The organism is Bacillus sp. jun7 (assembly GCF_051034795.1).
Classification (GTDB): domain Bacteria; phylum Bacillota; class Bacilli; order Bacillales; family Bacillaceae; genus Bacillus; species Bacillus velezensis.
In genome coordinates, this window is sequence record NZ_CP093219.1 from 3,377,724 (window position 1) to 3,394,989 (window position 17,266).

The window sequence follows — 17,266 nt, forward strand, 5'->3', positions numbered from 1 at the left end:
GAGATGTTGTTCTTTGAAAACTAGATAACAGAAGTAATTCACATTCAATTAGTAATGCAAGATATCACGTAGTGATTCTTTTTAACGGTTAAGTTAGAAAGGGCGCACGGTGGATGCCTTGGCACTAGGAGCCGATGAAGGACGGGACGAACACCGATATGCTTCGGGGAGCTGTAAGCAAGCTTTGATCCGGAGATTTCCGAATGGGGAAACCCACCACTCGTAATGGAGTGGTATCCATATCTGAATACATAGGATATGAGAAGGCAGACCCGGGGAACTGAAACATCTAAGTACCCGGAGGAAGAGAAAGCAAATGCGATTCCCTGAGTAGCGGCGAGCGAAACGGGACCAGCCCAAACCAAGAGGCTTGCCTCTTGGGGTTGTAGGACACTCTGTACGGAGTTACAAAAGAACGAGGTAGATGAAGAGGTCTGGAAAGGCCCGCCATAGGAGGTAACAGCCCTGTAGTCAAAACTTCGTTCTCTCCTGAGTGGATCCTGAGTACGGCGGAACACGTGAAATTCCGTCGGAATCCGGGAGGACCATCTCCCAAGGCTAAATACTCCCTAGTGACCGATAGTGAACCAGTACCGTGAGGGAAAGGTGAAAAGCACCCCGGAAGGGGAGTGAAAGAGATCCTGAAACCGTGTGCCTACAAGTAGTCAGAGCCCGTTAACGGGTGATGGCGTGCCTTTTGTAGAATGAACCGGCGAGTTACGATCCCGTGCAAGGTTAAGCAGAAGATGCGGAGCCGCAGCGAAAGCGAGTCTGAATAGGGCGAATTGAGTACGTGGTCGTAGACCCGAAACCAGGTGATCTACCCATGTCCAGGGTGAAGTTCAGGTAACACTGAATGGAGGCCCGAACCCACGCACGTTGAAAAGTGCGGGGATGAGGTGTGGGTAGGGGTGAAATGCCAATCGAACCTGGAGATAGCTGGTTCTCTCCGAAATAGCTTTAGGGCTAGCCTCAAGGTAAGAGTCTCGGAGGTAGAGCACTGATTGGACTAGGGGCCCCTACCGGGTTACCGAATTCAGTCAAACTCCGAATGCCGATGACTTATCCTTGGGAGTCAGACTGCGAGTGATAAGATCCGTAGTCGAAAGGGAAACAGCCCAGACCGCCAGCTAAGGTCCCAAAGTATACGTTAAGTGGAAAAGGATGTGGAGTTGCTTAGACAACCAGGATGTTGGCTTAGAAGCAGCCACCATTTAAAGAGTGCGTAATAGCTCACTGGTCGAGTGACTCTGCGCCGAAAATGTACCGGGGCTAAACGTATCACCGAAGCTGCGGACTGTTCTTCGAACAGTGGTAGGAGAGCGTTCTAAGGGCTGTGAAGCAAGACCGGAAGGACTTGTGGAGCGCTTAGAAGTGAGAATGCCGGTATGAGTAGCGAAAGAGGGGTGAGAATCCCCTCCACCGAATGCCTAAGGTTTCCTGAGGAAGGCTCGTCCGCTCAGGGTTAGTCGGGACCTAAGCCGAGGCCGAAAGGCGTAGGCGATGGATAACAGGTTGATATTCCTGTACCACCTCCTCACCATTTGAGCAATGGGGGGACGCAGGAGGATAGGGTAAGCGCGGTATTGGATATCCGCGTCCAAGCAGTTAGGCTGGGAAATAGGCAAATCCGTTTCCCGTGAAGGCTGAGCTGTGATGGCGAGCGAATTATAGTAGCGAAGTTCCTGATTCCACACTGCCAAGAAAAGCCTCTAGCGAGGTGAGAGGTGCCCGTACCGCAAACCGACACAGGTAGGCGAGGAGAGAATCCTAAGGTGATCGAGAGAACTCTCGTTAAGGAACTCGGCAAAATGACCCCGTAACTTCGGGAGAAGGGGTGCTCTGTTAGGGTGCAAGCCCGAGAGAGCCGCAGTGAATAGGCCCAGGCGACTGTTTAGCAAAAACACAGGTCTCTGCGAAGCCGTAAGGCGAAGTATAGGGGCTGACGCCTGCCCGGTGCTGGAAGGTTAAGAGGAGCGCTTAGCGTAAGCGAAGGTGCGAATTGAAGCCCCAGTAAACGGCGGCCGTAACTATAACGGTCCTAAGGTAGCGAAATTCCTTGTCGGGTAAGTTCCGACCCGCACGAAAGGCGCAACGATCTGGGCACTGTCTCAACGAGAGACTCGGTGAAATTATAGTACCTGTGAAGATGCAGGTTACCCGCGACAGGACGGAAAGACCCCGTGGAGCTTTACTGCAGCCTGATATTGAATGTTGGTACAGCTTGTACAGGATAGGTAGGAGCCTTGGAAACCGGAGCGCCAGCTTCGGTGGAGGCATCGGTGGGATACTACCCTGGCTGTATTGACCTTCTAACCCGCCGCCCTTATCGGGCGGGGAGACAGTGTCAGGTGGGCAGTTTGACTGGGGCGGTCGCCTCCTAAAAGGTAACGGAGGCGCCCAAAGGTTCCCTCAGAATGGTTGGAAATCATTCGCAGAGTGTAAAGGCACAAGGGAGCTTGACTGCGAGACCTACAAGTCGAGCAGGGACGAAAGTCGGGCTTAGTGATCCGGTGGTTCCGCATGGAAGGGCCATCGCTCAACGGATAAAAGCTACCCCGGGGATAACAGGCTTATCTCCCCAAGAGTCCACATCGACGGGGAGGTTTGGCACCTCGATGTCGGCTCATCGCATCCTGGGGCTGTAGTCGGTCCCAAGGGTTGGGCTGTTCGCCCATTAAAGCGGTACGCGAGCTGGGTTCAGAACGTCGTGAGACAGTTCGGTCCCTATCCGTCGCGGGCGCAGGAAATTTGAGAGGAGCTGTCCTTAGTACGAGAGGACCGGGATGGACGCACCGCTGGTGTACCAGTTGTTCTGCCAAGGGCATCGCTGGGTAGCTATGTGCGGACGGGATAAGTGCTGAAAGCATCTAAGCATGAAGCCCCCCTCAAGATGAGATTTCCCATTCCGCAAGGAAGTAAGATCCCTGAAAGATGATCAGGTTGATAGGTCTGAGGTGGAAGTGTGGCGACACATGGAGCTGACAGATACTAATCGATCGAGGACTTAACCAATTTGAATGTATGCTTACTGTTATCTAGTTTTGAGAGAACACTCTCAATGGTTTGGTGGCGATAGCGAAGAGGTCACACCCGTTCCCATGCCGAACACGGAAGTTAAGCTCTTCAGCGCCGATGGTAGTCGGGGGTTTCCCCCTGTGAGAGTAGGACGCCGCCAAGCTATTACACGTAAGTGTAATATATGGAGGATTAGCTCAGCTGGGAGAGCATCTGCCTTACAAGCAGAGGGTCGGCGGTTCGAGCCCGTCATCCTCCACCATTCCTATCATACATAAGTTGGCGTATTGGGCCGGTGTAGCTCAATTGGTAGAGCAACTGACTTGTAATCAGTAGGTTGGGGGTTCAAGTCCTCTTGCCGGCACCACTTTTATATGTTATACTATATAAGTCTCTTGTAATAAGAGCCATTAGCTCAGTTGGTAGAGCATCTGACTTTTAATCAGAGGGTCGAAGGTTCGAGTCCTTCATGGCTCACCATATTTTTCTTGCGGATGTGGCGGAATTGGCAGACGCGCTAGAATCAGGCTCTAGTGTCTTTACAGACGTGGGGGTTCAAGTCCCTTCATCCGCATTGCCAAACGCGGAAGTAGTTCAGTGGTAGAACATCACCTTGCCAAGGTGGGGGTCGCGGGTTCGAATCCCGTCTTCCGCTCCAACTATACTATACCATCCATGCCGGGGTGGTGGAATTGGCAGACACACAGGACTTAAAATCCTGCGGTAGGTGACTACCGTGCCGGTTCAAGTCCGGCCCTCGGCACTTATTGTTGCGCCCGTAGCTCAATTGGATAGAGCGTTTGACTACGGATCAAAAGGTTAGGGGTTCGACTCCTCTCGGGCGCGCCATACATACTTTTGAAAAACGGGAAGTAGCTCAGCTTGGTAGAGCACATGGTTTGGGACCATGGGGTCGCAGGTTCGAATCCTGTCTTCCCGACCATTTTGGGGCCTTAGCTCAGCTGGGAGAGCGCCTGCTTTGCACGCAGGAGGTCAGCGGTTCGATCCCGCTAGGCTCCACTTGATTTTAATTGTTTTTGGCGGTGTAGCTCAGCTGGCTAGAGCGTACGGTTCATACCCGTGAGGTCGGGGGTTCGATCCCCTCCGCCGCTACCATTGGACCTTTAGCTCAGTTGGTTAGAGCAGACGGCTCATAACCGTCCGGTCGTAGGTTCGAGTCCTACAAGGTCCACCACTTATACGGAGGAATACCCAAGTCTGGCTGAAGGGATCGGTCTTGAAAACCGACAGGGGTGTCAAAGCCCGCGGGGGTTCGAATCCCTCTTCCTCCGCCATATCTAATTTAATTATCATCGCGGGGTGGAGCAGTTCGGTAGCTCGTCGGGCTCATAACCCGAAGGTCGCAGGTTCAAATCCTGCCCCCGCAACCAAAAAATGGTCCGGTAGTTCAGTTGGTTAGAATGCCTGCCTGTCACGCAGGAGGTCGCGGGTTCGAGTCCCGTCCGGACCGCCATTTATAAAAAGGCTCGGTAGCTCAGTTGGTAGAGCAACGGACTGAAAATCCGTGTGTCGGCGGTTCGATTCCGTCCCGAGCCACCATTTAATTTAATATTGTTTTGGCGGTTGTGGCGAAGTGGTTAACGCACCAGATTGTGGCTCTGGCACTCGTGGGTTCGATTCCCATCAATCGCCCCAAACAACATGCGGGTGTAGTTTAGTGGTAAAACCTCAGCCTTCCAAGCTGATGTCGTGGGTTCGATTCCCATCACCCGCTCCATTTTTATATTGTCATGGGCCTGTAGCTCAGCTGGTTAGAGCGCACGCCTGATAAGCGTGAGGTCGGTGGTTCGAGTCCACTCAGGCCCACCATGATGATTTTTCCACAGTAGCTCAGTGGTAGAGCTATCGGCTGTTAACCGATCGGTCGCAGGTTCGAATCCTGCCTGTGGAGCCATACGGAGAAGTACTCAAGTGGCTGAAGAGGCGCCCCTGCTAAGGGTGTAGGTCGTGTAAGCGGCGCGAGGGTTCAAATCCCTCCTTCTCCGCCATAAGGCCCGTTGGTCAAGCGGTTAAGACACCGCCCTTTCACGGCGGTAACACGGGTTCGAATCCCGTACGGGTCATAATAAAAAACCTTGCATACTATGCAAGGTTTTTTATTATGCGTTCATAACGTAAATGGTAAAAGACAGGTATGTGGCAAAAGCGCTCCATAATAAATAAGGAACCAGAAGCCAGGCTGAAGCTTTACTGTATTTACCGGCAATGAGCAACAGAATGAGTGTTGTCACAGCCACAAGCAGGCAATCGATAGATGCAGCAAGCAAATTTTTCTGTGTGAATTGAAAATAGCTGAATCCTTGATTCACGATATAATTGATGAGAAGCATCACCCAAAAAGCTTTGGATTCTTTACATGAAAACTTTGCGTATATCAAGGCTGCTGAGAGCGAAATGAGCGCAAACAAAACCGCCCATATGATGCCGATCACTGATCCGCTCGGCGTCCAGTCAGGTTTTTGCAGCGCGTCGTACCATTCCCGGTCGATGGGAAAGAGAAACCCTGCTAAAGAAAACAAGACATATGTAATGATAAATACAATAATTGCACCGATATACTTCTTTTTCATTTGTTCCCTCCGCCATTCAATGTCAATACGTTTGTTCCCTCTTTTGGAAAGATCAAACCTTTTAAAGATCCATGCACCATTAAGTGTATGAGTTTTCAGTGTGAAAATGCAGAAAACCAATTATTTGTATTCAAAAACCCCGGCAGGCCGGGGTTTTAATCAGCATGAAGATCGCCAAAGGTCGTCATAATTCCTTCTTCGTCCAGTTCCTGCTCATATTTTTCGTGTGCTTTGCTTGGATACACGGAAATGTTTTTTCCGGTAATATCTGTCGCGACAAAGTTTTCATAATTCTCAGCATAGCCGATGTTTTCTTCTGAGTTCATTGTCATATCCCCATAGCTGAGCGGCGGATCTTCTAAATCCTGAGGCGTTTCTGAGTTTCCGTATTCCTCAACATCCTGATAAGCATCTTCACTATCGTAAGCCGCCCGGATTGATTCATCATCATCAAATTCAAACTGTCCGAACGGTGTTTCCTCTTCAATCGGCCTGTCTTTGGAAACGGCATCCTGCGAGGAATATTCCGCCAATGTCGTAGCCGTCGGCAGGGCTTCGAGTCTGTCATAAGGAATGTCCTTGCCGCTGACTTCACATGTGCCGTATGTGCCGTTTTCAATTTGTTTCAGAGAGTAATCAATATCGCGAAGGTGCTCCCGTTCATGGTCGAGCAGAGCCAGGTCTTTTTCCCGCTCGTATAATTCGGTCGCCTGATCGCCGGGATGATTGTCATAGGAAGACAATTCACCGGATGATTGATACGGGAATTCATCAGTTAACTGAAATTGATCATTTTCTTTAAAGCGGCTTAAAATATCATCTCTGGCTTCTTCCAATTCTTTTTTTAAGTGTGTGATCTGTTCGTTTGTAAGCACATCAATCCCTCGTTTCTATGTGATGCTTACTGTTAGTATGAACGTTTTTGCGCAGAAAAATGGTGGATAAAAATAGTCATTTTCCCACGGGGAAGTAAAAGGATACAGTGATTGCCGAGAGTGGGGAAAGAAAATTCAAGTTTGTTTCTTTATTCATTTGCGCAAAAAGGTTTATAATAAGAAATGCGGGCATTTTGTCGTGCTCAAATCTGTGTGTTTGACACAAATTCATCACAGGTGTATTGTATTAAAAGCATTTAACGGATTATGGAGGAATGTCTCATGGTGACAACGGTGCAGCATACGTTCCGAGAGGAAGCAGATCATGCATTACATAAAGCCAAACAAGTCCACCATGCTGTCTTATTGAGCTATTCAAGACGTATTGCGTCTTTAGACCCTCTATCATTTTTCAAAGACGGAGCAAAAAAATATAAAGGCAAACGATTTTTTTGGTCAGAACCCGGTAGTGAATTAACAATAGTCGGTCTTGGCACAGAAGCGCTGTTCCAATCGAATGAAAAAAATGGAAAACGTTATCACGACGTTTTTGAACAATGGGAGCGCTTTAAAAAGACGGCTTTTCATATTCATGAAGAAGAAGAGGCGGCGCATACCGCGGTCGGCCCTGTCTTATTCGGCGGTTTTTCATTTAATCCCGCTGAAGAGAGAGGAGACGAATGGAACGGGTTCGAAGAAGGACTGTTCTTTATCCCCTCACTCATGCTGACAAAGACGGCAGACGGTGATTATTTAACCGTCAATCAATGGGCGGCAGACGGTAATCGGGCAGAAGATACGCTGAAACGTCTGAAATCTTTTTCAGAAGCTTTTGCAATTTCTTCAATTCAGTATGAAGAATATCCTGTTTTAACAAAAGCGGAAGAACTTGATGTGGAAAACTGGCTTGAGGCCATTAAAACAGCAACAAATGATATGAAAGCAAATCAATATGATAAAGTCGTGCTGGCAAGGGAAGTCGTTTTGTCTTATGATGGGCCTATTCCGGCGGAGAGCGTTGTCCGCAAGCTTTTGACGGACCAAACGACAAGCTATGTTTTTGCGATTGAGCAGGGAGATAAATGCTTTGTCGGCGCTTCACCGGAACGGCTGATCAAAAAATCCGGCAAAGACGTTATGTCCACCTGTCTGGCAGGTTCAATTAAGCGCGGAGAAAATCAACAAGAAGATGACCGTCTCGGCAAAGAGCTGCTGCATGACGAAAAAAATCTCGCGGAACATGATTTTGTGGTTAAGATGATACACGATTCTTTCTTGTCGAGCTGCAGCGATGTGAAAAAGCCTGCAGGTCCGCAATTATATAAAACAAAAAGTGTTCAGCATCTATATACGCCGATCACAGGCCACCTTAAAACGTCCGCTTCGCTGTTTGATTTAATTGAAAAGCTGCATCCCACTCCGGCATTGGGCGGAGCTCCCCAGCAGAAAGCTGTTGAAGTTATCGCTGATATTGAACCGATGACACGCGGATGGTACGCGGCTCCGATCGGCTGGATGGACGGCAGGGAAAACGGAGAATTTGTCGTGGCTATCCGATCAGGGCTGATTGAAGGCAAAAGTGCGCGGCTTTTCGCAGGCTGCGGTATTGTTGAAGATTCAGATCCGCAATCAGAATATGAAGAAACACAAATTAAACTAAAGCCGATGATCTCTGCTTTAGGAGGTGAAAGGCTTTGACAAACCCGATTACACATTATATCGGAAGTTTTATTGATGAATTCGCTCTATCTGGTGTCACCGACGCGGTTGTTTGCCCGGGATCGAGGTCAACTCCCCTGGCGGTTTTGGCGGCGGCCCACCCGGATATTCAAGTCCATATACAGATTGATGAACGATCCGCAGGTTTTTTCGCACTCGGTCTTGCAAAAGCCCGCCAGCGTCCGGTCATGCTGATTTGTACGTCAGGAACGGCAGCGGCTAACTTCTATCCGGCCGTGATTGAAGCTCATTATTCAAGAGTGCCCCTTATTGTCCTGACTGCTGACCGGCCTCATGAATTGAGGGAAGTGGGGGCGCCTCAGGCGATTAACCAGCATTTTCTGTTCGGTAACTTTGTTAAGTTTTTCACAGACTCGGCTCTGCCTGAGGAAAATCCTCAAATGCTGAGCTATATCAGAACATTGGCCGGCAGAGCCGTAAGTGAAGCCGGGAAGCGCCCGATGGGGCCAGTCCATATCAATGTGCCGCTCAGAGAGCCTTTGATGCCGGATTTATCAGCCGGACCTTTTGAAAGAATGAGAAAGGGGAAGCATGTCTCAGTCACAACAGGGATTCAGTCAGCTGATCAAGACTCTCTCTGTCATATTACAGAGCGTCTCGCGGGTACCGAAAGAGGTATGATCGTCTGCGGCGAAATTCACGGTGAAGCAGAAAAGCAGCAAATCATCGCGCTTGCCGAGATGCTTCAGTTCCCGATTTTGGCTGATCCGCTTTCAAACCTCCGAAACGGGGAGCATGATAAGACGCTGATTATTGATGCTTATGACTCGTTCTTAAAAGATGAAGAAATAAAAGAGGCGCTGCGCCCTGACGCTGTGATCCGCTTCGGTCCGATGCCGGTTTCCAAACCGCTCTTTTTATGGCTCAGAGACGATCCTGCCATTGAGCAGTTTATCGTCGATGAAGACGGAGGATGGAGAGATCCCACCCAGGCCGGCGCGCATATGATTCATTGCCATCCGTCTGTGTTTTTGGAAGCGGTCCGTTCAGCTGAAACCGGAAAACGGCCGTCCGGATGGCTTGAGAAATGGCAATTTGTCAATGACCGGTTCCGGAGTCATTTACAGGCCGCGAGCATGGATGATTTATCATTTGAAGGAAATGTATATCGTCAGCTTCAGCACCTTGTCCCTGAAGGCAGTTCGATTTTTGTCGGCAACAGCATGCCGATCCGCGACGTGGATACTTTCTTTGAAAAACAAGATCGTTCCTTCCGTGTCTATGCCAACCGCGGCGCTAACGGCATTGACGGAGTTGTCTCCTCGGCTATGGGACTGTGTGAAGGTACAAAAGCTCCTGTCACGCTTGTCATTGGAGATTTATCGTTTTATCATGATTTAAACGGGCTGTTAGCGGCTAAAAAACTTGGAATTCCGCTTACGGTTATTTTAATAAACAATGATGGCGGCGGGATTTTCTCGTTTTTGCCGCAGGCATCTGATAAGACTCATTTTGAAGAACTGTTCGGTACGCCGACGGGTCTTGATTTCCGGCATGCCGCCGCACTGTACGGCGGGACGTATACTTGTCCTGAGACATGGGAAGCATTTAAGGATGCGTATCAGCCGCAGGCGGACAAGCCCGGACTTCATATAATCGAGCTGAAAACAGATCGGACATCAAGAGTTCAATTCCATCGCGATCTGCTGCAGGCCGCAGTGCGGGAAGTGAAAAAAGAATGGAAACTGTAACAGTTAAAACGGCCGACGGCGTATGCTATCGTGCTGCTGATAGCGGACACGAATCGTGTGAAGCTATTGTTTGTCTGCATGGATTTACGGGCAGCAAAGAATCATGGATGTTTTTACGCGGCATGTTTTGCGGCGAGCGAATGGTGATGATTGACTGCCTGGGTCACGGGGAGACAGACGCGCCTGTGCAAGCGGCAAGGTATAGTGCGAGCCGGCAGGTTGCGGACCTTGCCGCCGTTTTTGATCAATTAAAACTTCACAAAGTGAAACTTATTGGTTATTCTATGGGGGGAAGACTTGCGTATTCCTTCGCACAGGCATTTCCGCATCGGGTGTCAGCGCTTGTTTTGGAAAGTACAACCCCGGGCCTCAGCACGCTTCAGGAACGCAAAAAGCGGATTCAGTCAGACCGGAAGCTTGCTGACTTTATATTGCGGGAAGGTATAACATCGTTTGTTGATTATTGGGAGAGCATTCCGTTGTTTGCCACGCAGCTTTCTCTGCCGGACAGCGTAAAGGCGTCCATCCGTGCCGGCAGGCTGAAGAATAATCCGTCCGGACTTGCAGGAAGCCTGCTCGGAATGGGGACGGGCTCACAGCCTTCCTGGTGGGAGGCATTACACCGCATCAAGGCGCCCGTCCTGCTTATATGCGGTGAATGGGATGAAAAGTTTTGCGCTATTAATCAAAAGGTGCATAACCTGCTCCCATCAAGTAAAATAGAGGTTGTCAAACAGGCGGGGCACACGGTACATGTGGAACAGCCGCGAATTTTTGGTAAGATAGTAAGTGAGTTTTTATACGGCTTGTAAAGCATAAAGAAAATAGCTTTTCGGCCGGACTCAGGCAAAAATGAAGGAGGTCATATCAATGGCTGCAGAATGGAAAAGTGAACGTCAGTACGATGAAATCCTGTACGAGACGTATAACGGTATTGCAAAAATAACAATTAACCGCCCGGAGGTACATAACGCATTTACTCCTAAGACGGTATCAGAAATGATTGACGCGTTTGCTTGTGCGCGTGATGACTCCAATATTGGTGTCATCGTTCTTGCGGGAGCGGGAGATAAAGCATTCTGTTCAGGCGGAGACCAAAAAGTCCGCGGTCACGGCGGATATGTCGGAGACGATCAGATCCCGCGTCTGAATGTGCTTGATCTTCAGCGTTTGATCCGCGTGATTCCTAAACCGGTCGTGGCGATGGTATCAGGCTATGCCATCGGCGGAGGCCATGTGCTTCATATCGTCTGTGATTTAACGATTGCGGCCGATAACGCGATTTTCGGCCAAACCGGACCGAAAGTGGGAAGCTTTGATGCCGGTTACGGCTCAGGTTACCTGGCGCGTATCGTCGGACATAAGAAAGCCCGTGAAATCTGGTACCTGTGCCGTCAATACAACGCGCAGGAAGCGCTCGACATGGGGCTTGTCAATACGGTTGTCCCATTAGAGAAACTTGAAGAGGAAACAATTAAATGGTGTGAAGAAATGCTTGAGAAAAGCCCTACAGCCCTTCGTTTCCTTAAAGCGGCATTTAACGCTGATACAGACGGCCTCGCCGGAATTCAGCAATTTGCAGGAGATGCAACGCTTCTTTATTACACGACTGACGAAGCGAAAGAAGGCCGTGATTCCTTTAAAGAGAAACGCAGTCCCGATTTCGGTCAATTCCCTCGTTTTCCGTGATCAGATGACACTACGAAACAGCTTGAGCCGCTCTGGTCCAAGCTGTTTTCTTTTCAAAAAAAGTACTTTTACCTCGGAGATGATAACATGCTGACAGAACAGCCGAATTGGCTCATTCAAAGGGCTCAGCTGACACCAGAGAGAATCGCTCTCATATTTGAAAACAAACAGATGACATTCAGAGAATTATATCATGCTTCTAAACAAATGGCCGCGCGGCTGTCCAAATACTGCTCGCTTAAAAAAGGAGACCGGGCCGCGATTTTGCTTTCTAACAGACCGGAAATGGTTTATGCCGTTCATGCATGCTTCTTATTAGGGGCGGAAGCTGTGCTGTTGAATACGAAACTCTCAAAACAGGAACGGTTGTTTCAGCTCGAAGATTCACAGGCAAAGCTTTTATTGACGGAGGACGGCTTTTGCCGCAAAGAATATGAATCTGCGGTTGCCGCCTTAGATGTGGACGAGCTGCAGGCTGAAGAGGCGGGTGACATTGAACCTGAAGCTTATGTAACGCTTGATGATACGGCGACTCTTATGTATACGTCAGGAACAACGGGAAGGCCGAAGGGGGTGCAGCAGACTTTCGGTAATCATTATTCCAGCGCTGTATCGTCTGCGCTGAATCTGGGGGTCACGGAGCGGGACCGCTGGCTTATTGCGCTGCCGCTGTTTCATATCAGCGGTCTGTCTGCGCTGTTTAAGTCGGTCATTTACGGCATGCCTGTCGTGCTTCATCAAAAATTTTCTGTCACTGATGTGCTGGACAGCATCAGTTCCCATCAGGTCACGATCATTTCAGCGGTGCAGACCATGCTTTCGGGCCTGCTTGCGGAAACTGAACAATGTCCTGAATCACTGCGCTGCATTCTGCTTGGCGGGGGGCCGGCACCGCTGCCGCTCCTTGAAGAATGCCGCAGGAAACAATTTCCGGTATTCCAATCTTACGGCTTGACTGAAACCTGCTCGCAGATTGTCACGCTTTCTCCGGAATTCAGCATGGACAAGCTCGGCTCGGCCGGTAAACCGCTGTTTTCATGCGAAATTAGAATTGAAAAAGACGGAAACCCTTGTGCGCCGTTTGAACACGGTGAAATTACGGTGAAAGGCCCGAATGTAATGAAAGGGTATTACCATCGTGACGACGCAAACCAGGCCGCTTTTCATAATGGATGGTTTAAAACGGGCGATCTTGGCTATTTGGATGATGAAGGGTTTTTATACGTGCTGGACAGGCGGTCGGACCTCATTATTTCAGGCGGAGAAAATATCTACCCGGCAGAAGTGGAAGCGGCGCTGCTTGCCCATCCGGCTGTAGCGGAGGCCGGTGTTTCGGGAGCCGAAGATCCGAAGTGGGGGAAAGTGCCGCATGCTTTTCTTGTGCTGACTTCTTCTGTCAGTTCTGAGGAGCTGACCGTCTTTTGCCGTGAGCGGCTTGCAAAATATAAAATACCGGCTGCTTTTTTCGAGGTTGACGAGCTCCCGCGGAACGCGTCCAATAAACTGATGAGACATCGGCTGAATGAGCTTCGTAAAGGAGAATTGTCATGATTAAGATTGAAAAAATCACCCTTTATCATGTAAGTATGAGGCTGAAAAAACCGTTTAAAACAAGTATTGAAACGTTGCAGGACCGTAAATTTTTGATCGTGGAAGCGATCGATGAAACCGGGAGAACCGGCTGGGGGGAGGTATCGGCGTTTTCTTCTCCGTGGTATACAGAAGAAACGATTCAGACATGCGCGCATATGCTGAGAGATTTTTTCATCCCGAATGTCGTAGGCCGCGAGTTTTTCCATCCGTCAGAGGTGCCTGACAGTCTCGCGCGTTTCAAAGGAAACCGCATGGCAAAAGCGGGGCTTGAATCAGCCGTGTGGGATCTATATGCCAAGAAAAAAGAGATATCACTCGCAGAAGCCTTAGGGGGCAAAAGAGATAAAGTGCCCGCCGGCGTGGCGGTGGGTCTGGCTTCGGCTGATGAGATGCTTCGGGAAATTGAGCAATACGTAAAAGAAGGTTATCAACGTATAAAAATAAAAATTCAGCCCGGCCATGACGTTGATCTGGTCAGAGCCATCCGCAGCCGTTTTCCGAACGTACCGCTGATGGCGGATGCCAACTCGGCATATGAACTGAAAGACATCAGCAGGCTGAAAGAGTTGGATGAATTCCAGCTCATGATGATAGAACAGCCGCTTCAGGCAGATGATATTGTCGATCACCGCCACCTGCAGAAACACTTGAGAACCGCGGTATGCCTTGATGAAAGCATATGCTCATATGATGACGCAAGGCGGGCGATTGAGCTTGGGAGCTGTAAAATCATTAACATAAAACCGGCCCGTGTAGGAGGCCTGACAGAGGCTTTAAAAATACATGACTTATGCAGAGAGCATCACATGCCGGTTTGGTGCGGCGGAATGTTTGAAACCGGCATTTCGAGAGCGCAGACAGTCGCGCTTGCTTCGCTGCCGCAATTTACGATACCGGGTGATATTTCCTCATCAGACCGATACTGGGAGGAGGATATTGTCACTCCCGACATCCATATCGAAGAGGGATTCATCTCTGTTCCGGACGGTCCCGGACTGGGTGTCGAAGTCAATCAGGAAATAATGAGAAAATACGTCACCCAAATGGACGTTTTTACGACAAACAACTGATAAAAAGACATTTCAGCGAGTTGAGCTGCCTGTATGCTGCTGTTATATTGAAACTGTTCATTATCACCCCTTCCCCCGTTTGAACCGGCTGTATCAGCCAGTTTTTTTAATAGGCGAATGCGATGATTTTTTTATTCTTCAAACAGTGTCGGCTTTACATCGCAGGTGCTGCTTTCCGGCTGGGGCAAACATGTACATCTTGATAAAAAATTCTGTGCTTGTCATGAATGCAATACTGATTGTATCGCATGCCGCCGCCTATATTTGCCGCCGAACCGCCTTTCTGCCATGCTTCTCATCCGCGCGGTTTTCTCCGGTTCAGGGATGCTTGCGGCGGAAATGAAAAAGAGCTGTATAAAACAGCTCTTTTCTTTTATAAATCATGCGGTTTAAAGGTTTTGCAATCCGTTTCTTCACTTTTTTCAGCGGTTTCGCCTGTATGGCTGACCACATAAATAGCGTCGGCCGTGCATTTGTTTCCTCTGCCCCAATATGAACAGTTATTGACTTCACACAGAATTTTTTGGTCCATGCTGGCTCCCCTCCAAGATAAAAGGTACGCCTTTAGTATGAGCCGCCCTGATTTTTGTTATTCCTCCTGGCGGATATAACGTCTGTCTTTCATAAAGAGCTTCCAGAAGAAATAAAACCCGGGGAACAAAATGATGAAAGCGACGATATACGTCATAAACAGCGCCCTGAAGGTTGCCGGCTCCGTAAATCCTGACATGACCGTAATATCCGGATAAATCATATAAGGAAGATGAGCCCGTCCGTATGCATAGCTTGCCAGAAAGTATTGGAGCGCAATGGCGATCATGGCGATTCTCGGTTTGCCGAGGTTGCGGCCGAAGTGCTTATTCGGCAAAAACAGAGCCACGCCGGCAATGATAAATGTAATGACAGACAGAATGAGCCATGTCTTGTCTTTCATCATCCCCGTATACAGCCAGCCGGCTTCAGAGCGTAATGTCAGCATAATGAAGAAGGCAAACAGAAGCGACAGCGGCCCTGTTATTAAAGAGCTCCGTCTGTAGATGCGGTACGCATGCTCCTCTTCCGCAACATTTGAAAAATCGGCCAGAAGCAGTGAAGATAAAAATAAAGTGCTTAAAATGGCAAAGCCGATAAACGCATACGCATTAAGGCTTGTAAAGACATTTGCCAAATTCAGTTGATACACTCCGCCCGTCTTCTCAATAAACCCTCCGTGTGTGACTGGAAGGACCAAAATCAGCACAGCGGGAATAATGAAGCCTGAAATTCCGGAGATATATCTCATGATTTTTCTTTCCTTCGCGGTATTGGAGAAGACGAGAAAGCCGCTGCGGATGGCTAAGAGCAGTAAAATAATACTTCCCGGGATCAATAAAACGGTTCCCAGCACGAAGGTTGCCCCTGGAAAGAAGCTGAATAGGGCGACAACGATCGCGACGATAAAGACGTTGGTCACTTCCCATGTCGGGGACAAATAACGGTTTGCGATGTTTGTCGCCTTTGTTTGTTCTTTATTTAAATATATCATCGACCAAAAGCCGGCTCCGAAGTCCATCGTTGCCATGACCGCGTAGATAAACACGAAGCCCCATACGATTGATATCGCAATGAGAGCATCCATGGTAATGTCCATTTCAATTCAGCCCTTTCTATTGTTAGGATTCCGCCGCTTTTACATCCTCCTCAACAGGATGTTTGCGGAAATAGTAAAGCAGCACATAAATGACTGCGGCTGCCAAAATGGCGTAAACCACTGTGAACAGGATGAACAGCAAACCGATTGAACCGGTTGTCGTGACGACATCAGACGTTTTCAGGAGATGGTAAATCACCCATGGCTGCCGCCCCGTACAAGCGAATATCCACCCGAATTCAATTCCGATCAGACTGAGCGGTCCTGCGGTTAAAAATAAAATCAAAAGCCAAGTCGGAAAGCTGTCTTTCTTTAAAATTTTTCTCCACACGATGCCGATGATGGAGTACAAAATGAGCAGCATCCCGATGCCGACCATTCCGTTAAACAGTGTATGGATGAATAAAGGCGGCCACTCGTCTTTCGGAAACGCGTTCAATCCTTTGACGACGGTATCAAAGCTGTTTGCGGCCAAAAAGCTTAAAGCCCACGGCACTTCTATCGCCCATTTTACTTTTTCTTCTTTTGCATCAGTAAAACCCCCGATCGCAAGCGGAGCGTGTGATCTAGTTTCAAACAGCCCTTCTGCGGCCGCAAGCTTCTCAGGCTGGTATTCGTAAAGAAGCTGGGCTGACTCGTGACCGTTTAAAGAGGCAAGAATGGAGAATATCCCGCCGATCGTTAAGGCGAGCAGCAGCGCTTTTCGGTGAAAGCGGTATACCTGCTCCTGTTTTCTCGTTCTCAGCATTTTATAAGCCGCTACTGACGCGACGATAAATGCACCGGTCATGAAAGCCGTCAGAACGACATGGCCCGCGGTGGTGAAAAAGCTTGGATTAAAAAACGCTGCCCACGGTTCGACGTCAGTGATTTTGCCGTTTAAAATTTTAAAGCCGGCCGGCGTTCCTTCAAATGCGTGAACATTTGTGATTAAGACGGCGGATGCCGCGGCGCCGATCAAAACGAAAATAACGGCAATGATGCGCATCGCCGGAGTCAGCCGATCAGCGGCGTAGACATAAATGGACATAAACAGCGCTTCGATAAAGAAAGCATAAATTTCAATCTGAAACGGAAGTGACATCACCCTGCCGATGACCTCCATGAATCCGGGCCACAAAAGGGCAAGCTGTGTACCCGCGATCGTTCCGGTCGGTATCGCCACGCCGAGCAGAACAGCCTGCGCCTTCGTCCACCTTTTCGCCATAATGGCATAATGCGGATCTTTTGTTTTTTGATAAATCAATTCAGCCATTAAAATCATCAGAGGCAAGCCGACACCAAGCGTCGCAAAAATAATATGAAAGCCCATGGTTGTCCCGAACAGACTTCTGGCTAATACTAAATCATCCACGATCATAAACCGCCT

At 49.0% G+C, this 17,266-nt stretch carries 11 protein-coding genes, 21 tRNA genes and 2 rRNA genes; 29 read left to right on the plus strand and 5 right to left on the minus strand.

The window, feature by feature from the left end; genetic code table 11:
* The first annotated feature begins 86 nt into the window (after nucleotides 1-86).
* The 23 genes from MJQ52_RS16660 to MJQ52_RS16770 all read left to right on the plus strand — a co-directional run bounded on the left by MJQ52_RS16660 (nucleotide 87) and on the right by MJQ52_RS16770 (nucleotide 5,102).
* Nucleotides 87-3,015 (plus strand): 23S ribosomal RNA (locus MJQ52_RS16660).
* 50 nt (nucleotides 3,016-3,065) lie between these two features.
* A 5S ribosomal RNA gene (gene rrf / locus MJQ52_RS16665) occupies nucleotides 3,066-3,181 on the plus strand.
* 23 nt (nucleotides 3,182-3,204) lie between these two features.
* Nucleotides 3,205-3,280: transfer RNA gene (locus MJQ52_RS16670), tRNA-Val, on the plus strand.
* A gap of 29 nt (nucleotides 3,281-3,309) precedes the next feature.
* Nucleotides 3,310-3,385, plus strand: a tRNA-Thr gene (locus MJQ52_RS16675).
* Between the two features lie 37 nt (nucleotides 3,386-3,422).
* Nucleotides 3,423-3,498 (plus strand) — tRNA-Lys (locus MJQ52_RS16680).
* A gap of 10 nt (nucleotides 3,499-3,508) precedes the next feature.
* A tRNA-Leu gene (locus MJQ52_RS16685) sits at nucleotides 3,509-3,592 on the plus strand.
* A 9-nt stretch (nucleotides 3,593-3,601) separates the two neighbouring features.
* Nucleotides 3,602-3,676 (plus strand) — tRNA-Gly (locus MJQ52_RS16690).
* A gap of 19 nt (nucleotides 3,677-3,695) precedes the next feature.
* Nucleotides 3,696-3,781, plus strand: a tRNA-Leu gene (locus tag MJQ52_RS16695).
* 9 nt (nucleotides 3,782-3,790) lie between these two features.
* Nucleotides 3,791-3,867 (plus strand) — tRNA-Arg (locus MJQ52_RS16700).
* A 17-nt stretch (nucleotides 3,868-3,884) separates the two neighbouring features.
* Nucleotides 3,885-3,961, plus strand: a tRNA-Pro gene (locus MJQ52_RS16705).
* Between the two features lie 4 nt (nucleotides 3,962-3,965).
* Nucleotides 3,966-4,038, plus strand: a tRNA-Ala gene (locus MJQ52_RS16710).
* 19 nt (nucleotides 4,039-4,057) lie between these two features.
* Nucleotides 4,058-4,134 (plus strand) — tRNA-Met (locus MJQ52_RS16715).
* A gap of 2 nt (nucleotides 4,135-4,136) precedes the next feature.
* Nucleotides 4,137-4,213 (plus strand) — tRNA-Ile (locus tag MJQ52_RS16720).
* Between the two features lie 7 nt (nucleotides 4,214-4,220).
* Nucleotides 4,221-4,313, plus strand: a tRNA-Ser gene (locus tag MJQ52_RS16725).
* A 19-nt stretch (nucleotides 4,314-4,332) separates the two neighbouring features.
* Nucleotides 4,333-4,409: transfer RNA gene (locus tag MJQ52_RS16730), tRNA-Met, on the plus strand.
* A gap of 6 nt (nucleotides 4,410-4,415) precedes the next feature.
* Nucleotides 4,416-4,492: transfer RNA gene (locus tag MJQ52_RS16735), tRNA-Asp, on the plus strand.
* A 10-nt stretch (nucleotides 4,493-4,502) separates the two neighbouring features.
* Nucleotides 4,503-4,578, plus strand: a tRNA-Phe gene (locus MJQ52_RS16740).
* A 20-nt stretch (nucleotides 4,579-4,598) separates the two neighbouring features.
* A tRNA-His gene (locus MJQ52_RS16745) sits at nucleotides 4,599-4,674 on the plus strand.
* Between the two features lie 8 nt (nucleotides 4,675-4,682).
* Nucleotides 4,683-4,756: transfer RNA gene (locus MJQ52_RS16750), tRNA-Gly, on the plus strand.
* A gap of 15 nt (nucleotides 4,757-4,771) precedes the next feature.
* Nucleotides 4,772-4,848: transfer RNA gene (locus MJQ52_RS16755), tRNA-Ile, on the plus strand.
* Nucleotides 4,849-4,858: 10 nt separating this feature from the next.
* Nucleotides 4,859-4,933, plus strand: a tRNA-Asn gene (locus MJQ52_RS16760).
* A 3-nt stretch (nucleotides 4,934-4,936) separates the two neighbouring features.
* A tRNA-Ser gene (locus MJQ52_RS16765) sits at nucleotides 4,937-5,027 on the plus strand.
* 3 nt (nucleotides 5,028-5,030) lie between these two features.
* A tRNA-Glu gene (locus MJQ52_RS16770) sits at nucleotides 5,031-5,102 on the plus strand.
* A 36-nt stretch (nucleotides 5,103-5,138) separates the two neighbouring features.
* Here the strand turns inward: MJQ52_RS16770 and MJQ52_RS16775 are convergent.
* Together MJQ52_RS16775 and MJQ52_RS16780 are read right to left on the minus strand one after the other, a co-directional pair.
* The gene (locus MJQ52_RS16775; protein WP_029974104.1) at nucleotides 5,139-5,609 is read right to left on the minus strand and encodes a TspO/MBR family protein; all 471 of its coding nucleotides are present in this window, start codon (nucleotides 5,607-5,609) and stop codon (nucleotides 5,139-5,141) included.
* Nucleotides 5,610-5,764: 155 nt separating this feature from the next.
* Nucleotides 5,765-6,484: a TraR/DksA C4-type zinc finger protein gene (locus MJQ52_RS16780; protein WP_094247625.1), complete on the minus strand. Its 720-nt coding sequence runs from the start codon at nucleotides 6,482-6,484 to the stop codon at nucleotides 5,765-5,767.
* Nucleotides 6,485-6,766: 282 nt separating this feature from the next.
* On the opposite strand from MJQ52_RS16780, the gene MJQ52_RS16785 reads away from it, so the two are divergent.
* The 6 genes from MJQ52_RS16785 (at nucleotide 6,767) to menC (ending at nucleotide 14,267) form a co-directional block, all read left to right on the plus strand.
* A complete protein-coding gene (locus tag MJQ52_RS16785) occupies nucleotides 6,767-8,182 on the plus strand; it encodes an isochorismate synthase (protein ID WP_094247626.1) in 1,416 nt (471 codons plus the stop codon).
* Nucleotides 8,179-9,915 carry a 2-succinyl-5-enolpyruvyl-6-hydroxy-3-cyclohexene-1-carboxylic-acid synthase gene (menD, locus tag MJQ52_RS16790; protein ID WP_094247627.1) on the plus strand — a complete coding sequence of 579 codons (1,737 nt, stop codon included), beginning with the start codon at nucleotides 8,179-8,181 and terminating at the stop codon, nucleotides 9,913-9,915. Before MJQ52_RS16785 ends, menD begins: the two co-directional genes overlap by 4 nt.
* Nucleotides 9,903-10,727 carry a 2-succinyl-6-hydroxy-2,4-cyclohexadiene-1-carboxylate synthase gene (gene menH, locus MJQ52_RS16795; protein WP_096034902.1) on the plus strand — a complete coding sequence of 275 codons (825 nt, stop codon included), beginning with the start codon at nucleotides 9,903-9,905 and terminating at the stop codon, nucleotides 10,725-10,727. Before menD ends, menH begins: the two co-directional genes overlap by 13 nt.
* A gap of 58 nt (nucleotides 10,728-10,785) precedes the next feature.
* Nucleotides 10,786-11,604 (plus strand): 1,4-dihydroxy-2-naphthoyl-CoA synthase, encoded by an 819-nt coding sequence (menB, locus tag MJQ52_RS16800; RefSeq protein ID WP_003152221.1) that lies wholly within the window; start codon nucleotides 10,786-10,788, stop codon nucleotides 11,602-11,604.
* Nucleotides 11,605-11,691: 87 nt separating this feature from the next.
* On the plus strand, nucleotides 11,692-13,155 hold the full coding sequence (locus MJQ52_RS16805) for an o-succinylbenzoate--CoA ligase (RefSeq protein WP_017418427.1): 1,464 nt from the start codon (nucleotides 11,692-11,694) through the stop codon (nucleotides 13,153-13,155).
* Entirely contained in the window at nucleotides 13,152-14,267 is a 1,116-nt protein-coding gene (gene menC, locus MJQ52_RS16810) for an o-succinylbenzoate synthase (protein ID WP_014418709.1), read from the plus strand. Before MJQ52_RS16805 ends, menC begins: the two co-directional genes overlap by 4 nt.
* Before the next feature lie 373 nt (nucleotides 14,268-14,640).
* Here menC and MJQ52_RS16815 read toward each other — a convergent pair whose 3' ends face one another.
* Genes MJQ52_RS16815 through MJQ52_RS16825 form a run of 3 tightly spaced genes read right to left on the minus strand, consistent with a single transcriptional unit; the run spans nucleotide 14,641 to nucleotide 17,251 of the window.
* Entirely contained in the window at nucleotides 14,641-14,799 is a 159-nt protein-coding gene (locus MJQ52_RS16815) for a DUF1540 domain-containing protein (protein ID WP_007408842.1), read from the minus strand.
* Between the two features lie 57 nt (nucleotides 14,800-14,856).
* Nucleotides 14,857-15,897, minus strand: a complete 1,041-nt coding sequence (locus tag MJQ52_RS16820; RefSeq protein ID WP_094247629.1) for a cytochrome d ubiquinol oxidase subunit II — start codon at nucleotides 15,895-15,897, stop codon at nucleotides 14,857-14,859.
* A 22-nt stretch (nucleotides 15,898-15,919) separates the two neighbouring features.
* Nucleotides 15,920-17,251: a cytochrome ubiquinol oxidase subunit I gene (locus MJQ52_RS16825; protein WP_071392556.1), complete on the minus strand. Its 1,332-nt coding sequence runs from the start codon at nucleotides 17,249-17,251 to the stop codon at nucleotides 15,920-15,922.
* Nucleotides 17,252-17,266: the final 15 nt, after the last annotated feature.